18 protein-coding genes are annotated in these 24,292 nt (G+C 71.4%); 11 read left to right on the top strand and 7 right to left on the bottom strand.

Going from position 1 to position 24,292, the window contains the following annotated elements:
* Positions 1-91 precede the first annotated feature (91 nt).
* Positions 92-2,575, bottom strand: coding sequence for a tetratricopeptide repeat protein (locus AQI94_RS28650; RefSeq protein WP_062230004.1), 2,484 nt, complete (start codon positions 2,573-2,575; stop codon positions 92-94).
* Positions 2,576-2,751: 176 nt separating this feature from the next.
* Between AQI94_RS28650 and AQI94_RS28645 the strand changes: the two genes are divergently transcribed.
* The 3 genes from AQI94_RS28645 (at position 2,752) to AQI94_RS28635 (ending at position 4,676) form a co-directional block, all read left to right on the top strand.
* Entirely contained in the window at positions 2,752-3,207 is a 456-nt protein-coding gene (locus AQI94_RS28645; RefSeq protein ID WP_031050155.1) for a carboxymuconolactone decarboxylase family protein, read from the top strand.
* Positions 3,208-3,285: 78 nt separating this feature from the next.
* Complete coding sequence (locus AQI94_RS28640) at positions 3,286-3,744, top strand: iron chaperone (protein ID WP_031050157.1); 459 nt, start codon at positions 3,286-3,288, stop codon at positions 3,742-3,744.
* A 35-nt stretch (positions 3,745-3,779) separates the two neighbouring features.
* Positions 3,780-4,676 (top strand): PfkB family carbohydrate kinase, encoded by an 897-nt coding sequence (locus AQI94_RS28635; RefSeq protein ID WP_031050159.1) that lies wholly within the window; start codon positions 3,780-3,782, stop codon positions 4,674-4,676.
* A gap of 273 nt (positions 4,677-4,949) precedes the next feature.
* Here AQI94_RS28635 and AQI94_RS28630 read toward each other — a convergent pair whose 3' ends face one another.
* Positions 4,950-5,135 (bottom strand): hypothetical protein, encoded by a 186-nt coding sequence (locus AQI94_RS28630; protein ID WP_062230003.1) that lies wholly within the window; start codon positions 5,133-5,135, stop codon positions 4,950-4,952.
* Between the two features lie 230 nt (positions 5,136-5,365).
* On the opposite strand from AQI94_RS28630, the gene AQI94_RS28625 reads away from it, so the two are divergent.
* From AQI94_RS28625 to AQI94_RS28615, 3 genes are all read left to right on the top strand, one after another.
* Complete coding sequence (locus AQI94_RS28625) at positions 5,366-10,567, top strand: family 43 glycosylhydrolase (protein WP_031050162.1); 5,202 nt, start codon at positions 5,366-5,368, stop codon at positions 10,565-10,567.
* Positions 10,568-10,775: 208 nt separating this feature from the next.
* A complete protein-coding gene (locus tag AQI94_RS28620; protein WP_062230050.1) occupies positions 10,776-12,419 on the top strand; it encodes a glycosyl hydrolase family 28-related protein in 1,644 nt (547 codons plus the stop codon).
* Positions 12,416-13,693: an alginate lyase family protein gene (locus AQI94_RS28615; RefSeq protein WP_031051717.1), complete on the top strand. Its 1,278-nt coding sequence runs from the start codon at positions 12,416-12,418 to the stop codon at positions 13,691-13,693. Before AQI94_RS28620 ends, AQI94_RS28615 begins: the two co-directional genes overlap by 4 nt.
* A gap of 67 nt (positions 13,694-13,760) precedes the next feature.
* Here the strand turns inward: AQI94_RS28615 and AQI94_RS28610 are convergent, their stop codons facing one another.
* Positions 13,761-14,573, bottom strand: coding sequence for an SAM-dependent methyltransferase (locus tag AQI94_RS28610; protein WP_031051719.1), 813 nt, complete (start codon positions 14,571-14,573; stop codon positions 13,761-13,763).
* Between the two features lie 69 nt (positions 14,574-14,642).
* Here AQI94_RS28610 and AQI94_RS28605 point away from each other — a divergent pair, with 69 nt between their 5' ends.
* Positions 14,643-16,043 (top strand): PP2C family protein-serine/threonine phosphatase, encoded by a 1,401-nt coding sequence (locus AQI94_RS28605; RefSeq protein WP_031051721.1) that lies wholly within the window; start codon positions 14,643-14,645, stop codon positions 16,041-16,043.
* 1 nt (position 16,044) lies between these two features.
* On the opposite strand, the gene AQI94_RS28600 is transcribed toward AQI94_RS28605, so the two are convergent.
* The gene (locus AQI94_RS28600; RefSeq protein ID WP_037943796.1) at positions 16,045-16,443 is read right to left on the bottom strand and encodes an ATP-binding protein; all 399 of its coding nucleotides are present in this window, start codon (positions 16,441-16,443) and stop codon (positions 16,045-16,047) included.
* 305 nt (positions 16,444-16,748) lie between these two features.
* Here AQI94_RS28600 and AQI94_RS28595 point away from each other — a divergent pair, with 305 nt between their 5' ends.
* The 4 genes from AQI94_RS28595 (at position 16,749) to AQI94_RS28580 (ending at position 19,768) form a co-directional block, all read left to right on the top strand.
* Positions 16,749-17,624 (top strand): helix-turn-helix domain-containing protein, encoded by an 876-nt coding sequence (locus AQI94_RS28595; protein ID WP_062230002.1) that lies wholly within the window; start codon positions 16,749-16,751, stop codon positions 17,622-17,624.
* Positions 17,621-17,872, top strand: a complete 252-nt coding sequence (locus AQI94_RS28590) for a DUF397 domain-containing protein (protein ID WP_031059724.1) — start codon at positions 17,621-17,623, stop codon at positions 17,870-17,872. The genes AQI94_RS28595 and AQI94_RS28590 overlap by 4 nt, the downstream gene beginning before the upstream one ends.
* 59 nt (positions 17,873-17,931) lie before the next feature.
* The gene (locus AQI94_RS28585) at positions 17,932-18,750 is read left to right on the top strand and encodes an SAM-dependent methyltransferase (RefSeq protein ID WP_062230001.1); all 819 of its coding nucleotides are present in this window, start codon (positions 17,932-17,934) and stop codon (positions 18,748-18,750) included.
* 277 nt (positions 18,751-19,027) lie between these two features.
* Positions 19,028-19,768: an SDR family NAD(P)-dependent oxidoreductase gene (locus AQI94_RS28580; protein WP_031060693.1), complete on the top strand. Its 741-nt coding sequence runs from the start codon at positions 19,028-19,030 to the stop codon at positions 19,766-19,768.
* A gap of 128 nt (positions 19,769-19,896) precedes the next feature.
* Here AQI94_RS28580 and AQI94_RS28575 read toward each other — a convergent pair whose 3' ends face one another.
* Genes AQI94_RS28575 through AQI94_RS28565 form a run of 3 tightly spaced genes read right to left on the bottom strand, consistent with a single transcriptional unit; the run spans position 19,897 to position 24,215 of the window.
* Positions 19,897-20,589: a response regulator transcription factor gene (locus AQI94_RS28575; RefSeq protein WP_031060695.1), complete on the bottom strand. Its 693-nt coding sequence runs from the start codon at positions 20,587-20,589 to the stop codon at positions 19,897-19,899.
* Positions 20,586-21,920 carry a sensor histidine kinase gene (locus AQI94_RS28570; RefSeq protein ID WP_031060699.1) on the bottom strand — a complete coding sequence of 445 codons (1,335 nt, stop codon included), beginning with the start codon at positions 21,918-21,920 and terminating at the stop codon, positions 20,586-20,588. Before AQI94_RS28570 ends, AQI94_RS28575 begins: the two co-directional genes overlap by 4 nt.
* A gap of 6 nt (positions 21,921-21,926) precedes the next feature.
* Entirely contained in the window at positions 21,927-24,215 is a 2,289-nt protein-coding gene (locus AQI94_RS28565; protein ID WP_031060701.1) for an MMPL family transporter, read from the bottom strand.
* Positions 24,216-24,292 lie beyond the last annotated feature (77 nt).

Below are 24,292 nucleotides of genomic sequence, written 5' to 3'. Positions count from 1 at the left end.
GCCGTCACAGCAAAACGGAACCTCGTTCCGCAAACGATACGGAACGCGGTTCCGCTTTGGCAAGCGGGAGAGGCGCGGGAGCTTCGGTGTCTCAGACCCCCGGCCCGGGCTGCGGCAGGGCGGCCCGGCCCGCGGCCCGGTGTTCGGCCGCCGCCGTCGGATCCGTCTCGTCGAGGACCGCCGCGATGCCCTCGTGGGCCAGCGCCTCCGCTTGGCGGTGACCCAGCCGCGGGGCCAGTTCCAGGGCCTGACGGTGCAGGCGCAGGGCCTGGTCCGGGCGGCCCGCCAGACGGCAGGTCTCGCCGTACGCACTGAGGAAGTGGATCTTCCAGTGCTCCTCGAACAGCTCGTCCAGCAGCGCGAACGCCTGCTCGTGGCGTGCCAGCGCCTCCTCGTGGCGGCCCATCCGGCGCAGGGCGACGCCGAGGCAGTTCAGGCACCACGCCTCGTTGTGCTTGTGGCCGTCCTCGCGGGCCAGCGCGAGCGCCCGGTGCAGGTGCTCCGCGGCCTCGTCGGGGTCATCGTCGGCGATGGCCACACCCAGTGTGATCAGAGCCGTCAGGGTGGGCGGCCACGCTCCGTCGGCGTGCGGGACCTCAAGCGCCGTACGGGCCAACCCTGCCGCCTCCTCACGGTGCCCCAGTTGCAGCAGCGCCCACGCCTCGTACGCCGTCGCGTGGGCCGTGCCCATGGGGCAGCCGGCGTCCGCGTACAGCTTCCCCGCCAGCCGGAACAGGTCCAGCGGCTCCTCGACGTAGCCCTCGTCCCATCGCAAGTACCCGCGCCGCATGGCCAGTTCGGCCTCCGCGCGGAGGTCCCCCGCCCGGAGCACCAGGGGGGCCGCCGCCTCGAACGCGTCGGCCGCCTCCGTCATACGGCCGGCGTTGTAGCGGGCGAAGCCCAAGTCGCTGTGCGCCTCGGCGAGTTGCAGGGGTTCGGCGAGCCGCTGCGCGGCGGCCAGGGACCGTTCGAAGAGGCCGTTGAGCATCGTGGTGCCGCAGCGCCGGGCGAAGTACGTCCGCATGAAGCGCGGCAGTTCGCACAGGTGCCGGTCGGTCCCTGCCTCCTCCGCCGCCTCGAACGCGGCCAGCAGGTTCAGGTACTCCGTGCCGAACCAGATGAGAGCGGCCATCTTGTCGGAGAAGGACGGCAGTTCGGTCGGCGGGCGGTCCACGGTGGGCTCGCGGCTCAGCGAGAGGAACGGCATCGCCGCGTCCGCAGCGGCCGCCGCGTGCACGTAGTAGTCGAGCACCCGGGTCAGGGCCCGGTCCCGGTCCGCCGGGGAGTCCTGCTCCGTGGTGGCGCGGCGGGCGTGCTGGTGGACCAGGTCGTGGAGGCGGTAGCGGCCCGGCGCCGGCTGCTGGACCAGGTGGGCGTCCAGCAGGTCCTCCAGCATGGCGCGGGCGCTGCGCAGCGGTACGTCCGCCAGCGACGCCGCCGCGTGCTCGTCGAAGGAGGACCCCGGCAGCAGACCCAGCAGCCGGAACAGCCGGGCCTTGGCGCGGTCCAACTGCCGTACAGACATGGCGAACGCGGTGTCGAACTCGCTCGCTCCCTCCGCCATCCGCTCGACCAGGATGCCCACCGTCCAGCCCGGCCGGTGCCGCAGCCGGGCCGCGGCCAACCGCAGGGCCAGCGGCAGGCGGCCGCACAGGCGCAGCACCTCGGCCGTGGACCCGGGGTCGCGGGCCAGGCGTCCCTCGCGGTCGTCGGTCTCGCCGCTGGCGCGGGCCAGCAGCTCGGCGCTCTCCCGCTCGGTCAGCACGTCCAGCGACACCGGCGGGACCTCGTCCAGGCCGAGCAGCCGGTTGCGGCTGGTGATGAGGGCGACGGAGGACCCGGCACCGGGCAGGAGCGGGCGGACCTGGTCGGCGTCGGCGGCGTTGTCCAGGACCACCACGGCCCGCCGGTGCGCCAGTTCGGAGCGCCAGCAGGCGGCAAGCTCCTCGACGCCGCCGTCCTGCGGGACCTTCTCGGAGGGCACGTCGAGGGCGGCGAGCAGCGTGCGCAGGGCCCGGTCGGGGTCGAGCGGTCTGCGGCCCTCGGTGAAGCCGTGCAGGTCCAGGTAGAGCTGGGCGTCCGGGTAGTCGGCGGCGAGCCGGTGCGCCGCGTGCACGGCCAGGCAGGTCTTGCCGACGCCCGCCATGCCGTCGACGGCGATCACCCGGTTGCCGGTCACCCCGTCGAGCACGGCCGCGAGCTGGGCCTCGCGGCCGGTGAAGTCGGGCAGGTCACGCGGGAGGTCGTTGCGGGGCGGGCGCGGGGCCCCGGCCGGCGGCGACGGCGGCGGGACCTGGCGGCTGGTCTTCGGCGGTGCCGGCAGCGGATGGGACGCCCGCTCCCACAGGGGGCGCAGCGGGCGGGGGTCGCGCTGGACGAGTCGGCACAGGGCGATCACCGCGGGCCAGGGCGGGACCGTCCGGCCGCTGAGGTACCGGGACAGGGACGACGAGCTGAGGCCGGCGTCCCGTGCGAGGGCCCGTACGCCCCGCTGGGACAGCTCCTGGAGCAGCCGCAGCCGCGCCGCCAGTTCCTCCCGCGGATCCCCGCCGCCTGTCCTGTCGTGCTCCACCACTGTCCCCGCCCCCCTGTCCCGCCCCGGCGGAACTCGTCCGGGGCGGATCGTGCCTGCTCAAGGCCGATTCGGCTGTCCCACGGTGTCCCACGTCCGTGGTCCTGACAAGCCCTCTCGGCTGAGATGGAACCACACCCCGCCGCAGCGGGGCACAGTCCGACGAAGGAGCGATTTCGATGCAGTCCCGTATGCAGAACCCCGCCGCCGTACTGTCCGACGCGATGCAGCCCATCCAGCAGCTCTTCAAGGCCGTGCACTCCGGCGGGGTGGACGCGCAGACGCTGGAGCTGGTGCATCTGCGGGTCAGTCAGATCAACGGATGCAGCGCGTGTGTCGACGCCGGCGCCAAGACGGCCCGCAAGGCGGGAGTGAGCGACGAGCGGCTGGCCACCGTGGCCGCCTGGCGCGAGGCCCCCTACTTCACCGACGAGGAGCGGGCGGCGCTCGCGCTGGCCGAGGCGGCGACGCGTCTCGCCGACCGACCCGACGCGGTGGGCGACGACGTCTGGGACACGGCCGCCACCTACTTCGACGAGAAGCAGCTCGCCGCGATCGTCCTGATGATCGGCGTCACGAACCTGTTCAACCGGCTCAACGCCACGACCCGGCAGATCGCCGGCGCGTGGGGCTGACCGGTATGGCGTAGTTCGGCGCGAAAATGACCCTGACCGTCCGTGAACCAGACCGTCCGTGATCCAGGAGGAGACGACATGACGAGCACCCGCAGGACGACCAAGAAGACCGAGACGTTCACCGACGAGGAGCGCGCCGCGATGAAGGAGCGCGCCCAGGAGCTCAGGACGTCGGCGCGCCGCAGCTCACGTGCCGACAAGGCGGCCGAGGAAGAGGCCGCCGTGGTCGCGAAGATCGCCGAGATGCAGGACTCGGACCGGGTCATGGCCGAACGGATCCACGCCGTCGTCAAGGAAAGCGCCCCCGACCTGGCGCCGAAGCTCTGGTACGGAATGCCCGCGTACGCCAAGGACGGCAAGGTCGTCTGCTTCTTCCAGAGCGCCCAGAAGTTCAACGCCCGGTACGCGACCTTCGGTTTCAACGACAAGGCGAACCTCGACGAGGGCACGATGTGGCCGACCGCGTTCGCGCTCACGAAGCTGACCGCCGCCGACGAGGCACGGATCGGCGAACTCGTGAAGCGGGCGGCGGGCTGAGGCCCGCGACCACGAGCAGGAAGAGGTACCGGACAGTGAAGCCGACGAACAGCCGACGTCCTGGAGGGCTGTTCGTCGGCCTGTGCACGCTCGACGTCATTCAGCTGGTGGACCATGTGCCCGGCTCCGACGAGAAACTGACGGCCCGTGAGCAGGTGGTGGCCGCGGGCGGCCCGGCGGCCAACGCGGCCGTGACCTTCAGCCACCTGGGGGGCGCGGCCAGACTGCTGACCGGCATCGGCTGCCACCCGCTGGGAGTCGCGGTCGCGGCGGATCTGCGCGAGCTGGGTGTGCGCGTCTCGGACCTGGCGGCCGGCTCCACCCAACCGCCCGCCGTGTCCTCGGTGCTGGTCACCGAGTCGAGCGGGGACCGCGCCGTCGCGTCGACCAACGCGGCCGGGCACCGGCTCACGCCGCCCGACGGGCTCGACGCGTGGGTGGCCGCCTGCGACATCGTCGAGTTCGACGGCCACCACATGGGGCTGGCGACGGCGACCGCCCGTCTCGCGCGGGCCGCGGGCCGGCGGACCGTTCTCGACGGGGGCAGCTGGAAGCCCGGTACCGAGGACCTGCTGCGGTCGATCGACGTGGCCGTCTGCTCGGACGCCTTCCGGCCGCCCGGCACGAGCACCCCGGCGGACGTCCTGCGGTTCCTCCAGGAGCACGGCGTGCTCTGGTCGGCGGTGAGTCGTGGCGGCCGGCCCATCGAGTGGGCGGGCCCCGAAGGCGGTGGCAGCGTCGACGTACCTGCCGTCCGGGTCGCGGACACACTCGGCGCGGGCGATGTCCTGCACGGGGCTCTCACCCATCACCTCGCCACACAGGGGCACTTGACCCCGTACGGCTTCGGTGAGGCCCTGCGTTCCGCGGCGGCGGTGGCCTCACGGGCGTGCACCTCGTTCGGCACCCGGGCCTGGCTCCAGGGACCGTGACGCACCCGAGAACGGCGCCACGCAGCTGGGTGCGGCTGGTGAGCGAGGCGGGTGCGCCCTGCGTCGTACGGCACGGGATCGTGGGTCCCTTCGACGTGCGCGACTGACGGGGGCGCCCCCTCCAGCCGACATCGGCGACGGCATCGGTCAAGCCGCCCTGTCCAAGGGGGAGTCGGCGCTATCACGGCCAGGGGCGACCACGACCTGGCGATCGCACCCGTACACCCCACCGAGGACGCACCCCGCCGGGGTGTGCCCCGCGTCTGAGGGGTCTCACCGCCTGCGCCCGCCCACGGACCAACCGCTTCCGATACCGGCCACGTGCAGGGCGAGCACCATGAGACCGAGCAGCATGATGTTGGTCGAGCTGAAGGTGTCGTTGGTCGAGATGTCCGCAGCGTTGATCAGAAAGGAGATGAAGAACAGGACGGCGGAGATGATGGCGAGCATGGTGCTCATCCCTTCGATTGGCTGAGGAAGTCGCGCTGAGTACAACCCGCTTGCCCCCAACTCCCCGGTACATGTGGGGAAAACGTGACGTTCGGCCAGTCGGACATCGTTCGAAACCTCTTGACGTTGCCGTACGGCCCGATTGACACTCTCGCAACACGACGTCACACCGCCGAAACGGCAGGCGCCCCTGGCCGAGGCCCCGCCACACCTCTCCACGCCTCAGCAGGGAACCCCACATGACGTACATCGCACGTCCGCGCACCCGCGCGAGACGCCGGGCGGGCCGCCTCGCCGGCCTGACCGCCGCGTCACTGCTCCTGGGCCTCGCCGCTCCCATGTCCGCCGCGCGGGCGGCGGACACCGCGGACGTCACCGAAGGACTGGCCCTCTGGTACAAGCTGGACGGCGCCTCGGGCAGCACGGTCACCGACGCCTCCGGCCACGGCCGCGACGGCACGGTGAGCGGGACCGCCGACTGGTCGGACCCCGCGCAGGGACTCGGGTTCAACGGCTCGGACACCGCCATCAAGGTGCCGGACAACGTCATGAAGGGCCTCGACTCCCTTTCTGTCTCCACGGACGTGCTGATCGACTCCGCCCAGAGCACGCCGTACTTCCTCTACGGCTTCGGCAACTCCAGCGGCGGCACCGGCAACGGATACCTGTTCGCCACCGGCAACTCCCTGCGCACCTCGATCGCGACGGGCAACTGGTCGACCGAGCAGACCACGAAGCCCTCGGACGGGCACAACCTCACGCGCGGGGTGTGGAAGCAGCTCACCTACACCCAGACCGGCACCACCGGTGTGCTGTACGAGGACGGTGTCGAGGTCGGCCGCAACACGGCGGTCACCATCACGCCCGGCGCCATCGGCTCGGGTACCACCACCGCCAACTACATCGGCAAGTCGGTCTACTCCGGCGACAAGCTGTTCAAGGGCCGCATGCGCGACTTCCGCGTCTACGACCGGGCGCTCGCCGCCTCCGAGGTCGAGCAGCTCTCCGTCCCCGTCGCCACCGAGGGCGTCGCCGCCGACAAGGCCGCGCTGAGCCTCGGCGACACCAGCGCGGTCACCGCCGACCTGGAGCTGCCGAAGACCGGCCCGGCCGGCGGCTCCACCCTCACCTGGACCAGCGACAACCCGGACGTGGTGACCGCCTCCGGCAAGGTGACCCGCCCCGCCTCCGGTGCGCCGAACGGCCACGCCACGCTCACGGCCACCCTCAAGAAGGGTTCCGTCACCGGCACCAGGAGCTTCGACGTCACGGTCCTGCCCGACTTCGACGACACAACGGCCGCCCGGCAGGCCGCCGCGGCGCTCGGCGTCCACAACCTCGACGACGTGCGCGGCAACCTCACCCTCCCGGCGGCGGGCGACTACGGCACCACCGTGTCCTGGTCCTCCGCGGACGAGGACGTCATCGGGGCCGACGGCACGGTCCACCGCCCCGCGCACGGCGCCGGCGCGACGAGCGTCGAACTGACCGCCACCGTCACCAAGGGCGACGCGAAGGCGACCCGCCTCTTCACCGCCAAGGTCCCCGAACTCCCCGCGAAACAAGCCCTCAAGGGCTACATGTTCAGCTACTTCACGGGCGAGGGCACCTCGGACGGCGAGCAGCTCTACGCCGCTCTGAGCAAGGGCGACGACCCCATGAAGTGGCGGGAGCTGAACGACGGCAAGCCCGTCCTGACCTCCACGCTCGGGGAGAAGGGCCTGCGCGACCCGTTCATCATCCGCTCCCCCGAGGGCGACAAGTTCTACCAGATCGCCACCGACCTCAGGATCTACGGCAACGGCGACTGGGACGCCTCGCAGCGCACCGGCAGCAAGTCCGTGATGGTCTGGGAGTCCACCGACCTGGTCCACTGGACGAACCAACGGCTGGTCAAGGTCTCCCCCGACAGCGCGGGCAACACCTGGGCGCCGGAGGCGTTCTACGACGCGAAGCTCGGCGAGTACGTCGTCTTCTGGGCGTCGAAGCTGTACGACAACGAGGCGCACTCCGGCGACACGTACAACCGCATGATGTACGCGACCACCCGTGACTTCTACACCTTCAGCGAGCCCAAGGTCTGGGTCGACCGCGGCTACTCGGTCATCGACTCCACGATGATCCAGAACAACGGCACCTACTACCGGTTGTCGAAGGACGAGCGGAACAACAGCTCCTCGACGCCCAACAGCAAGTTCATCTTCGAGGAGAAGAGCGACTCGATCCTGAACCCGAACTGGACCGCCGTCGCGGAGGGCATCGGCAAGGGCGCGATGAACGCCGCCGAGGGGCCGCTGGTGTTCAAGTCGAACACCGAGGAGAAGTGGTACGCGTTCCTCGACGAGTTCGGCGGTCGCGGATACCTCCCCTTCGAGACGACCGACCTCGACTCCGGCACCTGGACGCCGGTCACCGACTACGACCTTCCGGCCAAGCCGCGTCACGGCACCGTCCTGCCGGTCACCCAGGCCGAGTACGACCGCCTCCTGCGCTCCTACCAGCCGGACCAGCTCGTCGAGAGCGTCGAGAGCATCCCGGTGAAGACGCGGACCGGCGAGGCTCCGGTCCTGCCGGCCACCGTGATCGCCACATACGCCGACGGCGTCAAGCGTCCCGTCGCGGTCGAGTGGGAGGACGTCCCGGCGTCGAAGTACGCCCAGGCGGGCACCTTCACGGTCACCGGCAGTCTGCCCGACGGCGCGGCGATCCCGGTCCAGGCCGAGGTCACCGTCTCCGAGGAGGGCCCCGACGTCCCGGCCGACCTGCTCCTGCACTACGGCTTCGACGAGACGAGCGGCAACATCGCGGCCGACTCCAGCGGCCACGGCTACCACGGCACCTATGTCGGTACGCCCGCCTTCGGGACGGGCGTGCGGGGTGGTTCCTTCAGGATGTCGGGAGACGCGACGGGGTCGCCGTACGTCAGGATCCCGAACGGAGTGCTGAAGAACGCCGACAGCGTGACCGTGTCGACGTACGCCAAGTGGAAGGGCGGCAGCAGCTTCCAGTGGCTGTTCGGGCTCGGTCCGGACAGTGACAAGTACCTGTTCGCGACGCCCTCCAACGGCGGCAACAGCCTCTACTCGGCGATCACGAAGGCGAGTTGGTCGGCCGAGTCCAAGCTGACGGCCGGCTCGCAGCTCACGCCGAGCGAGTGGCGGCACGTCACCGTCACCCTCGACGGGTCGACCGGCGCGATGGTCCTCTACGTCGACGGCGTCGAGGCGGCCCGCACGACGACCACCATCAAGCCGTCCGAGCTGTACGACGCGAACAAGGACTACAGCGGCTACATCGGCAGGTCCCTGTACGCGGCCGACCCGTCCTTCGGCGGTGAGGTCGACGACTTCCGTATCTACGACCGGGCCCTGACGGCCGCGGAGGTCATGGAGCTCAGCGGCAACACCGCGGGCATCGCCAAGGCCACGCACCCGGCACTGAAGGTCGACGCCATCGTCGACAACGCGGACAGCAAGGTCACGCTGCCGATGCGGGAGGGCACCGATCTCACCGCGCTGGCACCGCAGTTCACCCTGGCGCACGGGGCGGCGATCAGCCCCGCCTCCGGCAGCGTGCAGGACTTCAGCAAGCCGGTGACGTACGAGGTGACCGGCTCCGACGGCAGGAAGCGCACCTGGACGGTGTCGGCGGTCGTCATGAGGAGCCCGGTCCTGCCGGGTCTCAACGCCGATCCGAACATCGTGCGCTTCGGCGACACCTTCTACATCTATCCGACGACCGACGGCTTCGAGGGCTGGAGCGGTACGCAGTTCAAGGCGTACTCCTCCACCGACCTGGTCCACTGGAAGGACCACGGCGTCATCCTCGACCTCGGTCCCGACATCTCATGGGCGGACAGCAGGGCCTGGGCGCCGACGATCGCCGAGAAGGACGGGAAGTACTACTTCTACTTCTGCGCCGACGCCAACATCGGTGTCGCGGTGTCCGACTCGCCGACCGGTCCGTTCAAGGACGCGCTGGGCCGACCGCTGCTCAAGGCGGGCCAGTTCAGCGGCCAGATGATCGACCCGGCCGTCTTCACGGACGACGACGGCCAGTCGTACCTCTACTGGGGCAACGGGCACGCCTATGTGGCCCCGCTGAACGCCGACATGACCTCCCTCGACCTCACGAAGATGAAGGACATCACGCCCAGCGGCTACAACGAGGGCTCCTTCGTCATCAAGCGCAAGGGCACCTACTACCTCACCTGGTCGGAGAACGACACCCGCGACGAGAACTACCGCGTCGCGTACGCCACCGGCCCCTCCCCCACCGGCCCCTGGACCAAGCGGGGCGTGATCCTGGAGAAGGATCTCTCCCTCGGTATCAAGGGTCCGGGCCATCACTCGGTGGTCCAGGTGCCGAACACCGACGACTGGTACATCGCCTATCACCGCTTCGCCATCCCCGGCGGTGACGGCATGCATCGCGAAACCACCGTCGACAGGCTGGAGTTCGACGCCGACGGCCTGATCAAGAAGGTCGTCCCCACCCTCACGAGCGTCGACCCGGTCGGCATCGTGCACGCCGGTGCGGACGCCGGCGGGAAGGAGGGCGACGCGATCGCGCTGCACGGCACTCACTCCGGCGCGGGCAGCCCGGCGTGGACCGTCGAGAAGGGGGCGCCCTGCTCCTTCGCCGACCCCGGCTCGGCCGCCACGACGATCACCTGCACCGACGACGGCACCTACACGGTCACCCTCACGGGCGGCCGCAGCAGGGACACGGCGACGGTGAGCGTGGCCAACGCGGCACCGGTCCTCGTCTCCGCGGCGGGTCCGCAGTCCCCGGTGCCGGTCGGCAGGCGCACGGTCGTCACGGCCGCGTTCACCGACCCGGGCACGAACGACACCCACACCTGCACGGTCGACTGGAAGGACGGGAGCGCACCGCAGTCCGGCACGGTCAGCGCGTCCGGCTGCCGCGCCGAGCACGTCTACGCCAAGGCCGGCATCCACCGTCCCGTGATCACCGTCAAGGACGACGACGGCGCCTCGGACAGCAGAACGCTTGCCGAGCTGATCGTGTACGACCGCTCCGCCCCGCCCGTGCTCGGCGCCGGAGTGCTCACCTCCCCGGCCGGCGCCTACCCCGCCAAGCCGGAGCTGACGGGCAAGGCCGCGTTCTCCTTCGCCGCGGTCTACCTGCCGGGCGCCGTCACACCTGTCGGTGAGGCGTCCTTCGACTTCGGCGCGGCCCGGCTGAAGTTCCGCTCGACCGGCTCCGACTGGCTCGTGGTCACCGGCTCCCAGGCCGTCTACCAGGGATCGGGCTCGGTCGACGGGAAGAGCGGGTACGGCTTCCGCGTCACCGCCACCGACGGCCCGGACACCTTCCACCTCAGGATCTGGAAGAAGTCCGGCGGTGAGGTCGTCTACGACAACCTGACCGGCTCGAAGGTCACCGGCATCATCACCGCCGGCAGCGGCCGCCGGTAAGTTCCGCACAGCCGAGCCCCGTCGACAACCATCCAGTCGACGGGGCTCGGCTGTGCGCTGGTTCAGGGACATGACCGAGCAATCCCTGCGCAACCTCTTTCGCACGGCACGGCGGCATGGCATCCTCACCCGTCAACGCACTTATGAACGACGTTCACATCCATGAAGTACATGGAAAGGGCGATCCGCCATGAGCAACCGTGATGTCATGGGCATGACCAGACGAACAGTGCTGGGAAGCGCCGTCACCGTCGCTTTGGGCGCGGGGACCGCGTCGGCGGCCGAAGCAGCACCACTGTGGCGGGAGTTCAGCCGCACTCCCTTCACCCATCCGCAGATCCCCTACGTCGGCCGCGCCGGCTGCCACGGCGGGGCGGCCCGCCTCCCGCGCCGCCGGGTCGTCGCCGACGTCCGCCACTTCGGCGCCGTGCCGGACGGTACGACCGACTCCGCACCCGCGATCAACCGTGCCGTCGCCGCCGCAGGACGGGCCGGCGGCGGCACGGTCACCATCCCGCCGGGCACCTTCCGCATCGACGACGTGATCCGCGTGGGCCACTCGAACGTGGTCCTCAAGGGCGCCGGCAGCGGCCGTACGACGCTGTACGCGACCAAGAACCTCACCGAGCTGATCGGGACGTACGGCTCCCGCTACGGCGGGGACAAGTCGTCCTGGTCATGGGCGGGCGGTCTGGTCTGGCTCGCACCGCGGGCCCGCTGGGAGTCGCTCGTCACGGCGATCAGGGCCAAGGCGTGGCCCTTCGAGGGCTGGACGGGCAACCGGCGCGACGAATGGCGGACGCTCACCGAGGTCGCCCCCGCGCGGCAGGGTTCCTGGACGGTGACGGTCGCCGACGCGTCCGCACTGTGTCCGGGCACCCTGGTCCTCCTCCGGCTCGCGGACGACGCCGACCACACCCTCCTGGAGCACATGTGCGGGGGCGGCCCCGGGCCCGCGGCCTACTTCTGGGACGACAAGACGAAGCTGACGTCGTACGTGCCCTACGAGTGGCCCGTGCGCATCGCCCGCGTCCACGGCCGGAAGGTCACCCTCGAACGGCCGCTCCCGCTCGACCTGCGCCCGGAGTGGTCACCCCGACTGACCACACATGTACCGGAGTTGAGCGGCTCGGGCGTCGAGGGCCTGACCCTGGAGGCACCCGAGACCCCCCAGCAGCCGCACCTGCTGGACAAGGGCCACAACGGTGTCGTGCTGCAGTGCGCGTACGACTGCTGGGTGGACGACGTGACCGTCCGTCATGTCGACAACGGGTTCGGGCTGGTGGCCGCCTCCGCGTGCACCCTGCGCCGGACGCGCGTCGCGGGCCGCGGCTCCCATCATCCCTACTTCTGCCGCGAGGGGTCGCACGACAACCTCGTCGAGGACTTCACGATCGAGGAGCGCAGCCGCCCCGCGCCCGCGAACACCCAGTTGCACGGCATCAACGTCGAGGGGCTGTCGTCGTACAACGTCTGGTCGCGCGGCGACATACGGATGGGCACCTTCGACAGCCATCGCGGCCTGCCCTTCGCCAACGTCCGCACCGACATCACCGTGAACAACAACGGCCGCCACGGCGGTGACGCGAGCGCGGGCCCGCTGTTCGGCGCCCGGTTCACCCACTGGAACATCCGTGTCACCAACGGCCGCGCCGGGCTGGTGAAGATCGACGGTCTGGCCCCCTGCTCCGCCACCGTCGGCATCGACGAGGTCCGGGAGTTCGACCAGATCGACGTCCCCGACTTCACCGGTGATCTGCACACGCGCCTTGAGCTGTACGGCAGTTCGGGGACGGTGCGGCCTCGGAACCTCTACGAGGCACAGCGGCGGCTGAGCGGAGGGGCCCGATGAGCGCCCGTTCCCGCCTGTGCGTCGCACTGGTGACCGTCCTGGCCGCGCTCACCACGGGGTTCGCAGCACCGGTGGCAGCCGCACCCGTGGCAGCGCGGGCCACCGTCCCGCGCACCGCGGTCCTCGACGGCGACCGCCTGCACCTGACGAAGGCCCGCCTCGACAAGGGCGACCCGCAACTCCGGCGCGCGGTGCGGGCATTGGCCACCCGCGCGGACACATGGCTGGACCAGGGCCCCTGGACCGTCGTCGACAAACCCAGGCCCGCTCCCGGTGGCGACGTCCACGACTACCTCAGCCAGGCCCCCTACTGGTGGCCCTCCCGGACCCCGACCGCGGACAACCCCTGGGGCTGCCCGTACGTCCAGCGTGACGGCGAACGCAATCCCGAGGTCGACTCCGGCACCGACCGCCAGGACGTCGAGAGGACCTTCGACTCCGCCTACGACCTCTCCCTCGCCTGGTACTACACCGGCGAGAAGCGGTACGCCCGAAAGGCCGGGCAGGTACTGCGCACATGGTTCCTCGACCCGGCCACGCGCATGAACCCCAACCTGGACCACGCGCAGTTCATCCCCTGCAAGTACGACGGCCGGGCCATCGGCATCATCGACTTCTCGCAGTCGTACACCGCCGTCCTCGACGCGATCGCCCTCCTGGACACCGGCGCACCCGGCTGGAGCGGGAAGGACCGCACCGGAATGGCGCGGTGGAACGCCGACTTCCTCGGCTGGCTGAAGGACAGCGACTTCGGGCAGCAGGAGGGCGCCGCGGCCAACAACCACGGCACCTTCTACGACCTGCTGCTCGCCGGCCTCGCCTACGCCACCGGCGACAGAGCACTGGCCCTGCGTACGGTCCTGGACGCCCGGAGCAGGCGCATCGCGCCGCAGATCGCGACCGACGGAAGCCAGCCCCAGGAACTGGCCCGCACCCGGAGCTGGCACTACTCGACCTTCGACCTGGTCGCCTACACCAGGCTCGCAGCCATCGGCCGGCACGTCGGCGTCGATCTTTGGGCCTACCGGGGGCCGGACGGCCAGAGCCTTTTCAAGGCGGTGGACTACCTGTTGTCCGCCGCGACCGGGACCGCCGCCTGGCCCCATCCGGAGCTGGAGTTCCTGCGGTACGCGGCGACCGACGTCGTGCACGCGGCCGCCGACGCCGGGGACGCGCGGGCGCGCACGGCCGTTCCGGCACTGGAGGCGCCGCCGGGCGGGGACCTGTGGGCCCTGCGTCCGGCGGCGGAACAGCTGGACTCCATCACGGGGTAGGTCCGCCGGGGGCGGCGGGGCACCCTCGACTCCGAGCGCTGGGCGTGCTGTCGGCCCTCTCCCGCCGTCACCCGCTCTTGCGGCCGACTCCCGCGTAGACCCAGTACTCCGAGGGCTTCTCCGGGACGTCCTCGTCCTTGTCGGGGCGCCACAGCGGGACATGGACCAGGCCGGGCTCCGTCAGTTCGAACCCGGCGAAGAGGCCCTGGATCTCGTCGTGCGAGCGGACGGTCACGGGCGAGGTGGCCCGCGAGCGGTACAGCTGGGTGACCGCGGCGGCCGTGTCCGGACGGTCCTGGTTCGTGGCGTGGGACAGGGCCAGCCAGCTGCCCGCGGGCAGCGCGTCCCGGAAGGCGGCGACGATACCGGCGGGATTCTCCTCGGGCGCGACGAAGTGCAGGATCGCGACCATCAGCACGGCGACCGGCTCGTCGAAGTCGATCAGCTCGCGCACCTGCGGTGAGCCGAGGACGTCGGCCGGCCGCCGGATGTCGGCGTCGACGATGTCGGCGAGCGGGTTGTCGGCCAGCAGCGTGGTGCTGTGCGCGACGGCCACCGGGTCCTTGTCCACGTAGACCACCCGGGCCTGCGGATTCGCCGCCTGGGCCACCTCGTGGACGTTGCCCTGCGTCGGGATCCCCGAACCTAGGTCGATGAACTGGCGTACGCCGGCCCCGGCCAGGAACCGCACGGCCCGCCCCAGGAAGGCGCGGTTGGCCCGGGCCAGCGCGCGCACCTGGGGGTCGATGCCGGTGACGGCCGCCACCGCCTCCCGGTCGATGGCGAAGTTGTGCTCCCCGCCCAGCAAAGCGTCGTACATCCGGGCTACGCTCGCCTTGTCCGGATCGGACCCTGGCGGCAGAGCATCCGTGTCGTTCACCAGAACGTCCTTTCCCACCAAGGTACTTGACGCCTCATCATATAGTTGCCGTCGACGCCTGGCGATCACTTGTCCCTGCCGGGCGCCCGGACCCCCACCCGGAAAGGCCCCACGACCCTGCGGAACGAACCGCACAGCCGCTCCGACGACACCCCCACCGCCGTGCCCCCACCCCGTCGGTCATTCTTCTCCCCCGCGGCCGACGTCATCGGCTCCGAGCTCGACCTGGGGCTGACCGGCAGTCATGTCGCGCACGCGCTGACGCCCGGCTTCTGCGACGCCGCCTCCCTCTATCTGCTGGAGCGGTGGCGCCGCGAGGAGACCACGTACGCCGGCGCGGATCCGGCCAAGATCGAGGCGCGCCGGCTGGCGCTGCGGGTGGGCACGGACGCGCCCGAGTCCTGGGAGGGCGTCCTGCCCGTCGGCGAGGTGATCGTCTTTCCCCGCGAGACGCCGTACTCCCGCGCGCTGGTGGACGGACACGCGCAGTTGCTCGACTCCGTCGACGACCACACCGCCGAGCGGCTCGCCGCCTCCGCCGGCCGGGACGCGCGGGTCGACGAGCTTCTCAAGTCGCGGTCCTTCCTGGTGGTGCCGCTGCGGCTGCGCGGCGGGGCGATCGGTTTCGTGGCCTGTTCCCGCGGACCGGACCGCGGGCCGTTCCTGACCGCGGAGATCGCCGCCGCGGAGTCGCTGGCCGCGCGGGCCGCCGTAGCCCTGGACAACGCCCGCCGCTACGAGCACGAGCGCCGCACCGCCCTGGCCATCCGGGGCAGCCTGCTGCCCGGCACGATCCAGGAGGTCGAGGGCTGCCGCATCGCGCACGGCTCGCTGCCCGCCGGACAGGGCTCGATCATCGGCGGCGACTGGTTCGACGTGCTCAGACGGCCCGGCGACCGGGTCAGCCTGATCGTCGGCGACGCCATGGGGCACGGCCCGGAGTCCGCCGTGGCGATGATCCAGCTGCGCACGGCCGTACGCACCCTGGCCGGCCTCGACATCCCCGCGGCCGATCTCATCCGACGGCTCGACGCCCTCGCCAGCGACACCCCGGGCGCCTCCTTCGCGACCTGCATCTACGCCGAGTGGGACCCCCGGCAGCGCACCTGCACGCTCGTGGGAGCCGGCCACCCGCCCCCGCTGCTGCGCGGCCCGGACGGCCGGACCCGTCCGGTCACGCTGGTCGGCGCGGGACTGCCGCTCGGCCTCGCCGCGGGCACCTACGAGCCGACCGTGCTCACCATCGACGACCCGTCGCTGCTCGTGCTCTACAGCGACGGTCTGGTCGAGTCCCGGACCACCGACATAGACCACCAGATCGCCCGCCTGGCCCGGGCGCTCGACACGGCGGCCGTCGACCACGACCCGCTCCCCTCACTGTGCCGACGGCTGCTGCACGCCTCCTTTGACCCGGCCGGAGCGGACGACCGGACCCTGCTGCTGGCCGAACTCACACCCACCAAGGGCTAGTTCAGGCCGTCAGATTGGCCCACACGGCGTTGCCGCCGGTGAGTCTCGACCGGTCCACCCCCCAGGTGTCGGCGAGTTCCTCCACCAGGAACAGGCCACGCCCGCCCTCGTCGTCCAGACCCGCCCGGCACCGGCGGAGCGTGGGGCCCGAGCGGTCGTGGTCGTGCACCTCCAGTCGGAGGATCCCGTCGCCGACCAGCCCGATGCCGCACAGGATGCGCGCGCTGAGGGTGTGGCACACGGCGTTGGTGGCCAGTTCGGACAGGAGCAGCACCGCGTCCGAGCACAGCTCGCCCGGCAGACTCCAGGCCTTGAGCCGGGTGCCGACGGAGCGACGCGCGACCCCGATGCTGGAGCGGTGCGCGGGCAGTTCGATCCAGTGGGTTCGTTCCTGGTCCACGGCGTCTAACAGCTGGGGGGACGAAGTCGTGTGGGGGGACACGGTGTTGGCCTTCCGTGGGGGCGGCGGCGCGGCCGGGCGAGACGCATCGGGGGGCAGGTCAATGCCAACCCTCCCGCGGGTGTGGGCGGTTGACGACACCGTGCGCGCGTTCGGCGGCACGGTTCACACACGTCACTATGCTCGCACCCAAGTTCAACCTGCAACCAGCTCCCTGATAATTTCAGAAAGCCGATATCCGCCTGGTCGCGTCAGCAAGTCGCTGTCAGACTCGTGCCGATGAGCCCCCATCAGGAGGTCAGGACGTGAGCGAAGGCCGTACGGGCACGGGTGGTACCAGTGCTCCCACCGTGCTGCGCATGATCCTGGGCCGACGCCTTCAGGATCGGCGGCAGGGCGCGGGGGCCTCGCTGGAGGACGCCGCCAGGGCGCTCAGGGTGACGTCCCTGACCATCCGCCGCCTGGAGAAGGCCGAAGTCGCCCTCAAACCGCTCTACGTGGAAAAACTCCTGGAGACCTACGGGGCCGACCGGCAGGAGATCGACGAGTTCGTCGAACTCGCCGAGCGCGCCAACGAACCCGGCTGGTGGCACACCTACCGTGACGTCCTGCCGAACTGGTTCAGCGCCTACGTCAGCCTGGAGACCGGCGCCCGGACCCTGCGCACCTACGAGCCCCACTACGTCACCGGACTCCTCCAGACGCACGCCTACGCGCGCGGGGTGCTGCGCGGCGGCTTCCCCCAGGAGGCCGACGAGGACCTGGCACGGCGGGTGGATCTGCGGCTGCGCCGCCAGAGCCTGCTGGACAGGTCCGACGCGCCCACGCTGTGGGTGGTGATGGAAGAGGCCGTACTGCACCGGCTGGTGGGCGGCCCCGAGGTCATGCGGGAGCAGATCGAACGGCTCCTGGAGGTCTCGGAGCTGGATCACGTCAGCGTCGACGTCGTGCCGTTCACCGCCGGCGCCCATGTGGGCGCGTGTGCCCCGTTCACGTACTTCCGCTTCGAGGAGCCGGAGCTGCCGGACATCGTCTACACCGAGGTCCTCTCCGGCGCGATGTACCTGGACCAGCGCTCCGACGTGTCGGCGCACCTGGAGGCGCACAACCGCATGTCCCTGCTGACCTCGGACGCGGACAGCAGGGCACTCCTGAACCGCATGCGCAAGGAGTACTCATGACCAGCACCGACTCTCACGTCTACAACGGGATGCCGGCCACCGATCTGGGCGACCAGGGCTGGGAGTCCCCGTGGAGCGGTCCCAACGGCGGCCAGTGCGTGCAGACCAAGCTCCTGGCCGACGGCCGGGTGGCGCTGCGGCAGTCGACCGACCCGTCCGGGCCCGCACTGATCTACACCCCGCAGGAGATCGCCGCGTTCGTCGCGGGCGTGAAGCGGGGTCTCGCCGACCATCTCGCGGCCGGCTGACCCACGACCCGAGTTGGACCTGCCCGACACCCCCACGCACACCACCTGAAAGGGACAGGATGACCCACTCCCACGCCGCGCGGGAGATCGACACCAGCCGGCCCCACTCCGCCCGGATGTACGACTACTACCTCGGCGGCAAGGACCACTTCGACGTCGACAAGCAGGCGGCCGAGACCGTCGCGGCCACCTATCCCGGCATCTTCACCTGCGCCCGGGAGATCCGCGCGTTCATGCACCGCGCCACCCGCGTCCTGGCGCGGGAGTACGGAATCCGCCAGTGGCTCGACATAGGCACCGGCATTCCCACCGAGCCGAACCTCCACCAGGTCGCCCAGTCCGTGGCGCCCGAGGCACGCGTGGTCTACGCCGACAACGACCCGCTGGTCCTCAAGTACGCCGAGCGTCTCATGCGCAACACCCCCGAGGGCCGCACGGCGTACGTCCAGGGCGACTTCACCGACCCCGAGGCGATCCTCGGCTCCCCCGAGCTGGCCCGGACCCTCGACCTGGACCGGCCCGTCGCCCTCTCGCTCAACGCCATCCTGCACTTCGTGCCGGACGACTGGGACCCGTACGGCATCGTCTGCCGCCTCATGGACGCCCTGCCCTCGGGCAGCGCGCTGGCCGTGAGCCACTGCACGGGCGACTACGCCCCGGAACTGTGGGAGAAGCTCGTCGGCATCTACGCGGCCGGGGGCACCCGCGCCCAGGTCCGCAGCCAGGCTGAGGTCGCCCGCTTCTTCAAGGGCCTCGACCTGCTCGACCCGGGCATCTCCCTGACCCACCGCTGGCGCCCCGACGACCCGCAGGGTACGGGTCCGGAACTCACGGACGCCGAGGTCAGTGCGTGGGCCGGGGTGGGCATCAAGCCGTGACGCGGCCGTCAGTGCTCCAGCAGGTCGATCACGCCCGTGAGGTCCTCCTCCCCGGCGCCCTCGGCCAGCCATCGGCGCAAATCGACTCGAAGTAGGGGCGAATCAGTTCCGGACTGACGCCCTGCTCTTCGGCGGTGCTCAGGAAGACCGATGTGCCGGCCACCTGCACGGCGAGGTCGGAGACGACCCCCGGGTACCGAGGACCAAGCCCCGGCAGCGAGCTCCTGACGACTCTTCCCGGACCCGACTCAGGCGTGCCGTGGCAAGATCCACTGTCATGAGCATCGAAGCGGGCGACCGGCCCGTCGCCCTGGTCACCGGGTCCACGTCGGGGATCGGCGAGGCCGTCGCACGGCGCCTCGCGGCGGACGGGACACGGGTCGTCGTGCACTCCCGGCGGAGCGCGGAGACCGGACGGGCACTGGCGGCGGAGCTCGGCGGGGCCTACGTCCAGGCGGACCTCGGCGTCGAGGAGGAGGCCCGGGGGCTGGTCGCGAGGGCGCTGGATCACTTCGGGCGGCTGGACGTGCTGGTGAACAACGCGGGCATCAGCCGGCCCATCCCGCACGCGGACCTCGCGGCGGCGACTCCGGCGGACTGGCGGCAGCTGCTGGAGGTCAACCTGATCGCGCCCTGGGTGCTGTGCACCGCGGCCCTCCCGGCACTGCGGCGGTCCCCCGGGGGCGGCAGCATCGTCAACATCACCAGCCACGCCGGCGTACGGCCCAAGGGCTCCTCGGTGCCGTACGCGGCGAGCAAGGCCGCGCTCAACCACGTGACCCGGCTGCTCGCGGCCGCGCTCGGGCCGGACGTACGGGTGAACGCGGTGGCACCGGGCCTCGTGGACACGCCGATGACGAAGGACTGGGCACAGGCGCACGAGCTGTGGCGGGACCGCGCGCCGATGCACCGCCCGGCCCGACCCGCCGACGTGGCCGACCTGGTGGCGTCGGTGATCGGCAGCGCCTATCTGACCGGCGAGGTCATCGTGCTCGACGGCGGCCTGAACCTCACCTGACAGGCGCGGCAGACGACGCGGCAGGCACCGACCAAGGCCAGGCAGCGAGGCATGAGCCTTGAGGACGAGGGTGAGCACGCACGCGTGCCCGTCGCGGCCCGTGCGCTTGAGCGAGGCGTCGACGGTTCCTACGACCTGCGGTCGGTGCCGCCGTCCGAGGCGGCCCGGGCCAGACCCGTCCGATAGGCGATGACGACGAGTTGGGCCCGGTCGCGGGCCCCCAGCTTCGTCATGGCGCGCTGCACGTGGGCGCGGACGGTGAAGGGGCTGAGGAACATCCGCTCGGCGATCTCCTGGTTGGACAGGCCGGTCGCGACCAGGGCCACCATCTCGCGCTCGCGCGGGGTGAGCACGGCGAGCTGTTCGGCGTCGCGGGGCTCGGCTTCCTCCGGTGTGGCCAGGAAACGGGCGACCAGGGAACGGGTCGCGGCGGGTGACAGAAGCGTGTCCCCGGCGGCGATCGTCCGCACGGCGTCCAGCAGGTCCTCGGCCCCGATGCCCTTGCCGATGAAGCCGCCGGCTCCGGCGCGCAGCGCCTGGGCGACGTACTCGTCGGTCTCGTAGGTGGTGAGGATCAGGATGCGGCTGGCGCGCAGGTCGGGGTCCGCGCAGATCCGTGACGTGGCGGTGAGACCGTCCACCTCGGGCATACGGATGTCCATCACCACCACGTCCGGGCGCAGCTCCCGGGTGAGCCTCACCGCCTCCCGGCCGTCCGCGGCCTCACCGACCACGGTGATGTCGTCAGCGGAGTCGAGAAGCAGCCGGAAGGCACCGCGCAGCAGAGCCTGGTCGTCGGCGAGCAGCACCCTGAGCGTCATGAAGCGTCTCCCGTCTCGCCGTCGCCGCTCGCCGCGTCCGCCATCCGTTCCTCGCCGGCCGGTGCTCGGTCGGTGACGGGCGTCGCGTCCTTCGCGGGCGGGAGCGGCAACTGGACGCGGACGAGGAAGCCCCCCTCCGGGCGCCTGCCCGCGGAGAGCCGGCCCCCGACCGCGGAGGCACGTTCACGCATCCCGATCAGACCGTATCCGGGCGGGCGGTCCCCCACCGCGGACGCACTCGCCCCGGTGACGGCCGTCGCCGCCGTGGACGACGTCGGCGCCGTACGCGCGCTTTCTCCGTCGTCGGCGACGGTGATGGTCACGCGATCGCGGTTCCAGGTGAGGCCCACCCGGGCGCTGCGGGTACCGGCGTGCTTGGTCACGTTGGTCAGGGCCTCCTGGACGATGCGGTAGGCGGTGAGGTCCACGCCCGGCGGCAGCGGCCTGGCCGTGCCCTCCTGGTGCACCGTCACCTCCAGACCCGCGCGGCGGAACGACTCCAGGAGACCGGGCAGCCGGGACAGTCCGGGTGCCGGTTCGGCGGGTGCAGCCGCGTCCCCGGACTGGCGCAGCAGACCGACGGTGGCCCGCAGGTCGTCGAGCGCGTCGCTGGTGGTGGCGACGAGTTCCCGGAGACTCCTGCGGGTCTGCTCCGGGCGGGTGTCGAAGAGGTGGGCGGCGACCGTGGCCTGCGCGTTGGCCAGGGTGATCTGGTGAGCCACCAGATCGTGCAACTCCCGCGCGATGCGCACCCGTTCCTCGGCCACCCTCCGACGCGCCTCGCTGTCCCGGCTCTGCTCGGCGCGCAGGGCCCGCTCCTCCACGGCCGCGAGGTAGGCCCGCCGGTTCCGCGTCGAGTGCCCCAGTACGCCGGCCACCAGCGGGAACGCCGCCACGGCTCCCACCCTGCTCGCGTCCTTCCACGAAAGAGCCCCGAACAGGGGCGTCGAGGCGACCAGCAGCGCTCCGGAGACGAGCGCCACCGCGCTCGCCGCACGCCGTTCGGTGCGCGCGGTGAGCGCGTAGGAGTAGGCGGCGATCACCGCGGGGGCCGCGATGAGCGGGCTCAGCAGCAGGCCCAGGAACGGCGCCAGCACGCCGGTCGCGGTCGTGACCGCCATGACGGCCTGCGGCGCGCGGTGCCGTGCCGGAAGCACGGCACAGGACACCGTGGCGATGAAGTAAGCGGCGGCGGACGGCGGTGACAGGGTGCTCGCGCCGTCCTGCACCACACCGCCGAGCAGACACAGCGCGAACGCCGTCGCCGTGATCGCCGCCTCCCGCCACCACGTGCCGTGTGGTCGCGGGCCGCCGCCCCCCATGGTGGTCATGACCGGTCAGTCCCGGCCGACGGGCAGCCGCCGCACCGCCGTGTCCGGTTCGCCGGCCGCGGCCGGGACACGCCGGCTCAGTGCCTCACCCTCGATGTCCACATTCGGCAGCACGCGGTTCAGGATACGGGGCAGCCACCAGGCACGGTGGCCGAGCAGAGCCAGGACCGCGGGGGCGATCGCCATCCTCACCACGAAGGCGTCGAAGGCGACGGCGGCGGCCAGGCCGACGCCCATCGTCTGGATGGTCGGGCTGTTCATCCCGATGAATCCGGCGAACACGCTGATCATGATGATGGCCGCCGCGGCCACCACCCGTCCGCTGTGCCGGAACCCGTCGACGATCGCCTCGCCGGGGGACGCGCCGTGGGAGTAGGCCTCCCGCATGCGGGTGAGCAGGAAGACCTCGTAGTCCATGGCGAGACCGAACACGATGCCGATGATGAGTATCGGCATCAGGGACATGACCGGACCGGTCTGTTCGATGCCGATCAGGTCCGCCGCCCAGCCCCACTGGAAGACGGCGACCAGGACGCCGAAGGCGGCACCCACCGACAGCAGGAAGCCGAGAGCCGCCTTGACCGGGACCAGGACCGAACGGAAGACCACCGTCAGCAGGAGCACCGCCAGTCCGATCACGACGCTCAGATAGGGGACGAGGGCGTCGGACATGGCTTCGGAGATGTCGATGTTCAGCGCGGTGGTGCCGGTCACCAGAATGCCGGCGTCGGTCTCGGCCTCGGCGTCCGGCACCGCGTCCCGGATCGCGTGCACCAGGTCCTTGGTCTCGGCACTGTTCGGCGCGGTCCGCGGGACGGCGGTGAGAACGGCCGTGTCCCCGGTCCGGTTGAGCACCGGATCGCCGACCGACTCGACCCCGTCCACCGCCCGTACGGTCTTGGCGACCAGGTCCGTGGCGGCCCTGGTGTCCGCCGACTCCGACAGGTCCACGACCACGGTCAAGGGGCCGTTGAAGCCGGGACCGAAGCCTTCCGACAGCAGGTCGTAGGCGCGGCGCTGGGTGGTCTCCACGGACTTGGACTCGTCGCCCGGCAGCCCGAGTTCGAGGCTCAGCGCCGGCAGGGCTACGGCTCCCAGACCGAGTCCGGCGATCATCAGCACGGCCACCGGCCTGCGCAGCACGAACCGCGCCCAGCGGCTGCCGAGTCCGGGCCGCCGGTCCTCCGCCCCGGGCACCCGGTGCGGACGTTCACCCCCGGACGACGTGGCCCCGCCTCCGGGCCAGGTGGCCTCTTCTCCCGGCCGGACCGCCTTGCGAGCGGCACGGGACAGCACCCGCCGTCCGAAGAAGCCGAACAGCGCCGGGACCAGGGTCAGGGCGACGAGTACGGCGAGGGCCACGGCGCCCGCGCCGCCCATGCCCATCTTGGTGAGTTCGGGGATTCCGACGACCCCCAGCCCGACCAGGGCGATGATCACGGTCGCGCCCGCGAAGACGACCGCGGATCCGGCTGTGCCCACCGCCCGGCCGGCGGCCTCCTCAGGCTCGCTGCCCCGGGCGCGCTCGTCCCGGAAGCGGGAGGTGATGAACAGGGCGTAGTCGATGCCGACCGCCAGCCCCAGCATCAGGGCCAGGATGGCGACGGTGGACGTCAGGCCCAGTGGCACGGCCAGCGCGGAGACCAGTCCGAAGGCGATGGCCACGCCCACGAAGGCGGTCAGCAGCGACAGTCCGGCCGCGACGAGCGAACCGAGGGCGAGCACCAGCACCACCGCCGCGACGGCCACGCCGATGATCTCCGTCGTCCCGCCCAGCTCCTCTTCCGCGTCCAGGGCCGAGCCGCCGATCTCCACGGTCAGCCCCGCGTCGCGGGCCCGGCTCGCGGTCTCCTCCAGGGCGCTCTTCGTCGACGCGGTCAGATCGACGGCGTCCGCGGTGTAGGTGATCGTGGAGTAGGCGATGGTGCCGTCCGTACTGACGGCGCCGGTCGTGTAGGGGTCGGTGGTCGAGGCGACCTGCGCGCCGGTGTCCAGCGCTCCGAGCGCGGCCGTGACAGCAGCCTTGTTCTGCCTGGCCGTCACCTGCTGCCCGTCGGGGGCCTGGAAGACCAAACGGGCTTCGGCTCCCTGGGAGTTGCTCTGCGGGAAGCGCTCGTCCAGCAGGTCGAACGCCTTCTGCGACTCGGTACCGGGCATGGCGAGGTCCTCGTCCTCGCCGGCCGGCGCCAGGGCGGCCGCGGCGACGGCCAGCACCAGGGCACTCAGCCACAGGCCGCCCACGAGGCGCCGCCGCCGGAAGGCCCACCGTCCGATCCGGTAGAGAAAAGTAGCCACCTGTCGATCACTCCAGACGCCGTTGGGCAGGGGGGATGCGCGGGATCCGCGCGTCTGCAACCCTTCCTTCCGGCACC

It is taken from the genome of Streptomyces pseudovenezuelae (assembly GCF_001513955.1).
Lineage (GTDB): Bacteria > Actinomycetota > Actinomycetes > Streptomycetales > Streptomycetaceae > Streptomyces > Streptomyces pseudovenezuelae.
The sequence above is the reverse complement of the archived record's forward strand: the minus strand, read 5'-3'. Positions and strand labels throughout refer to the sequence as shown.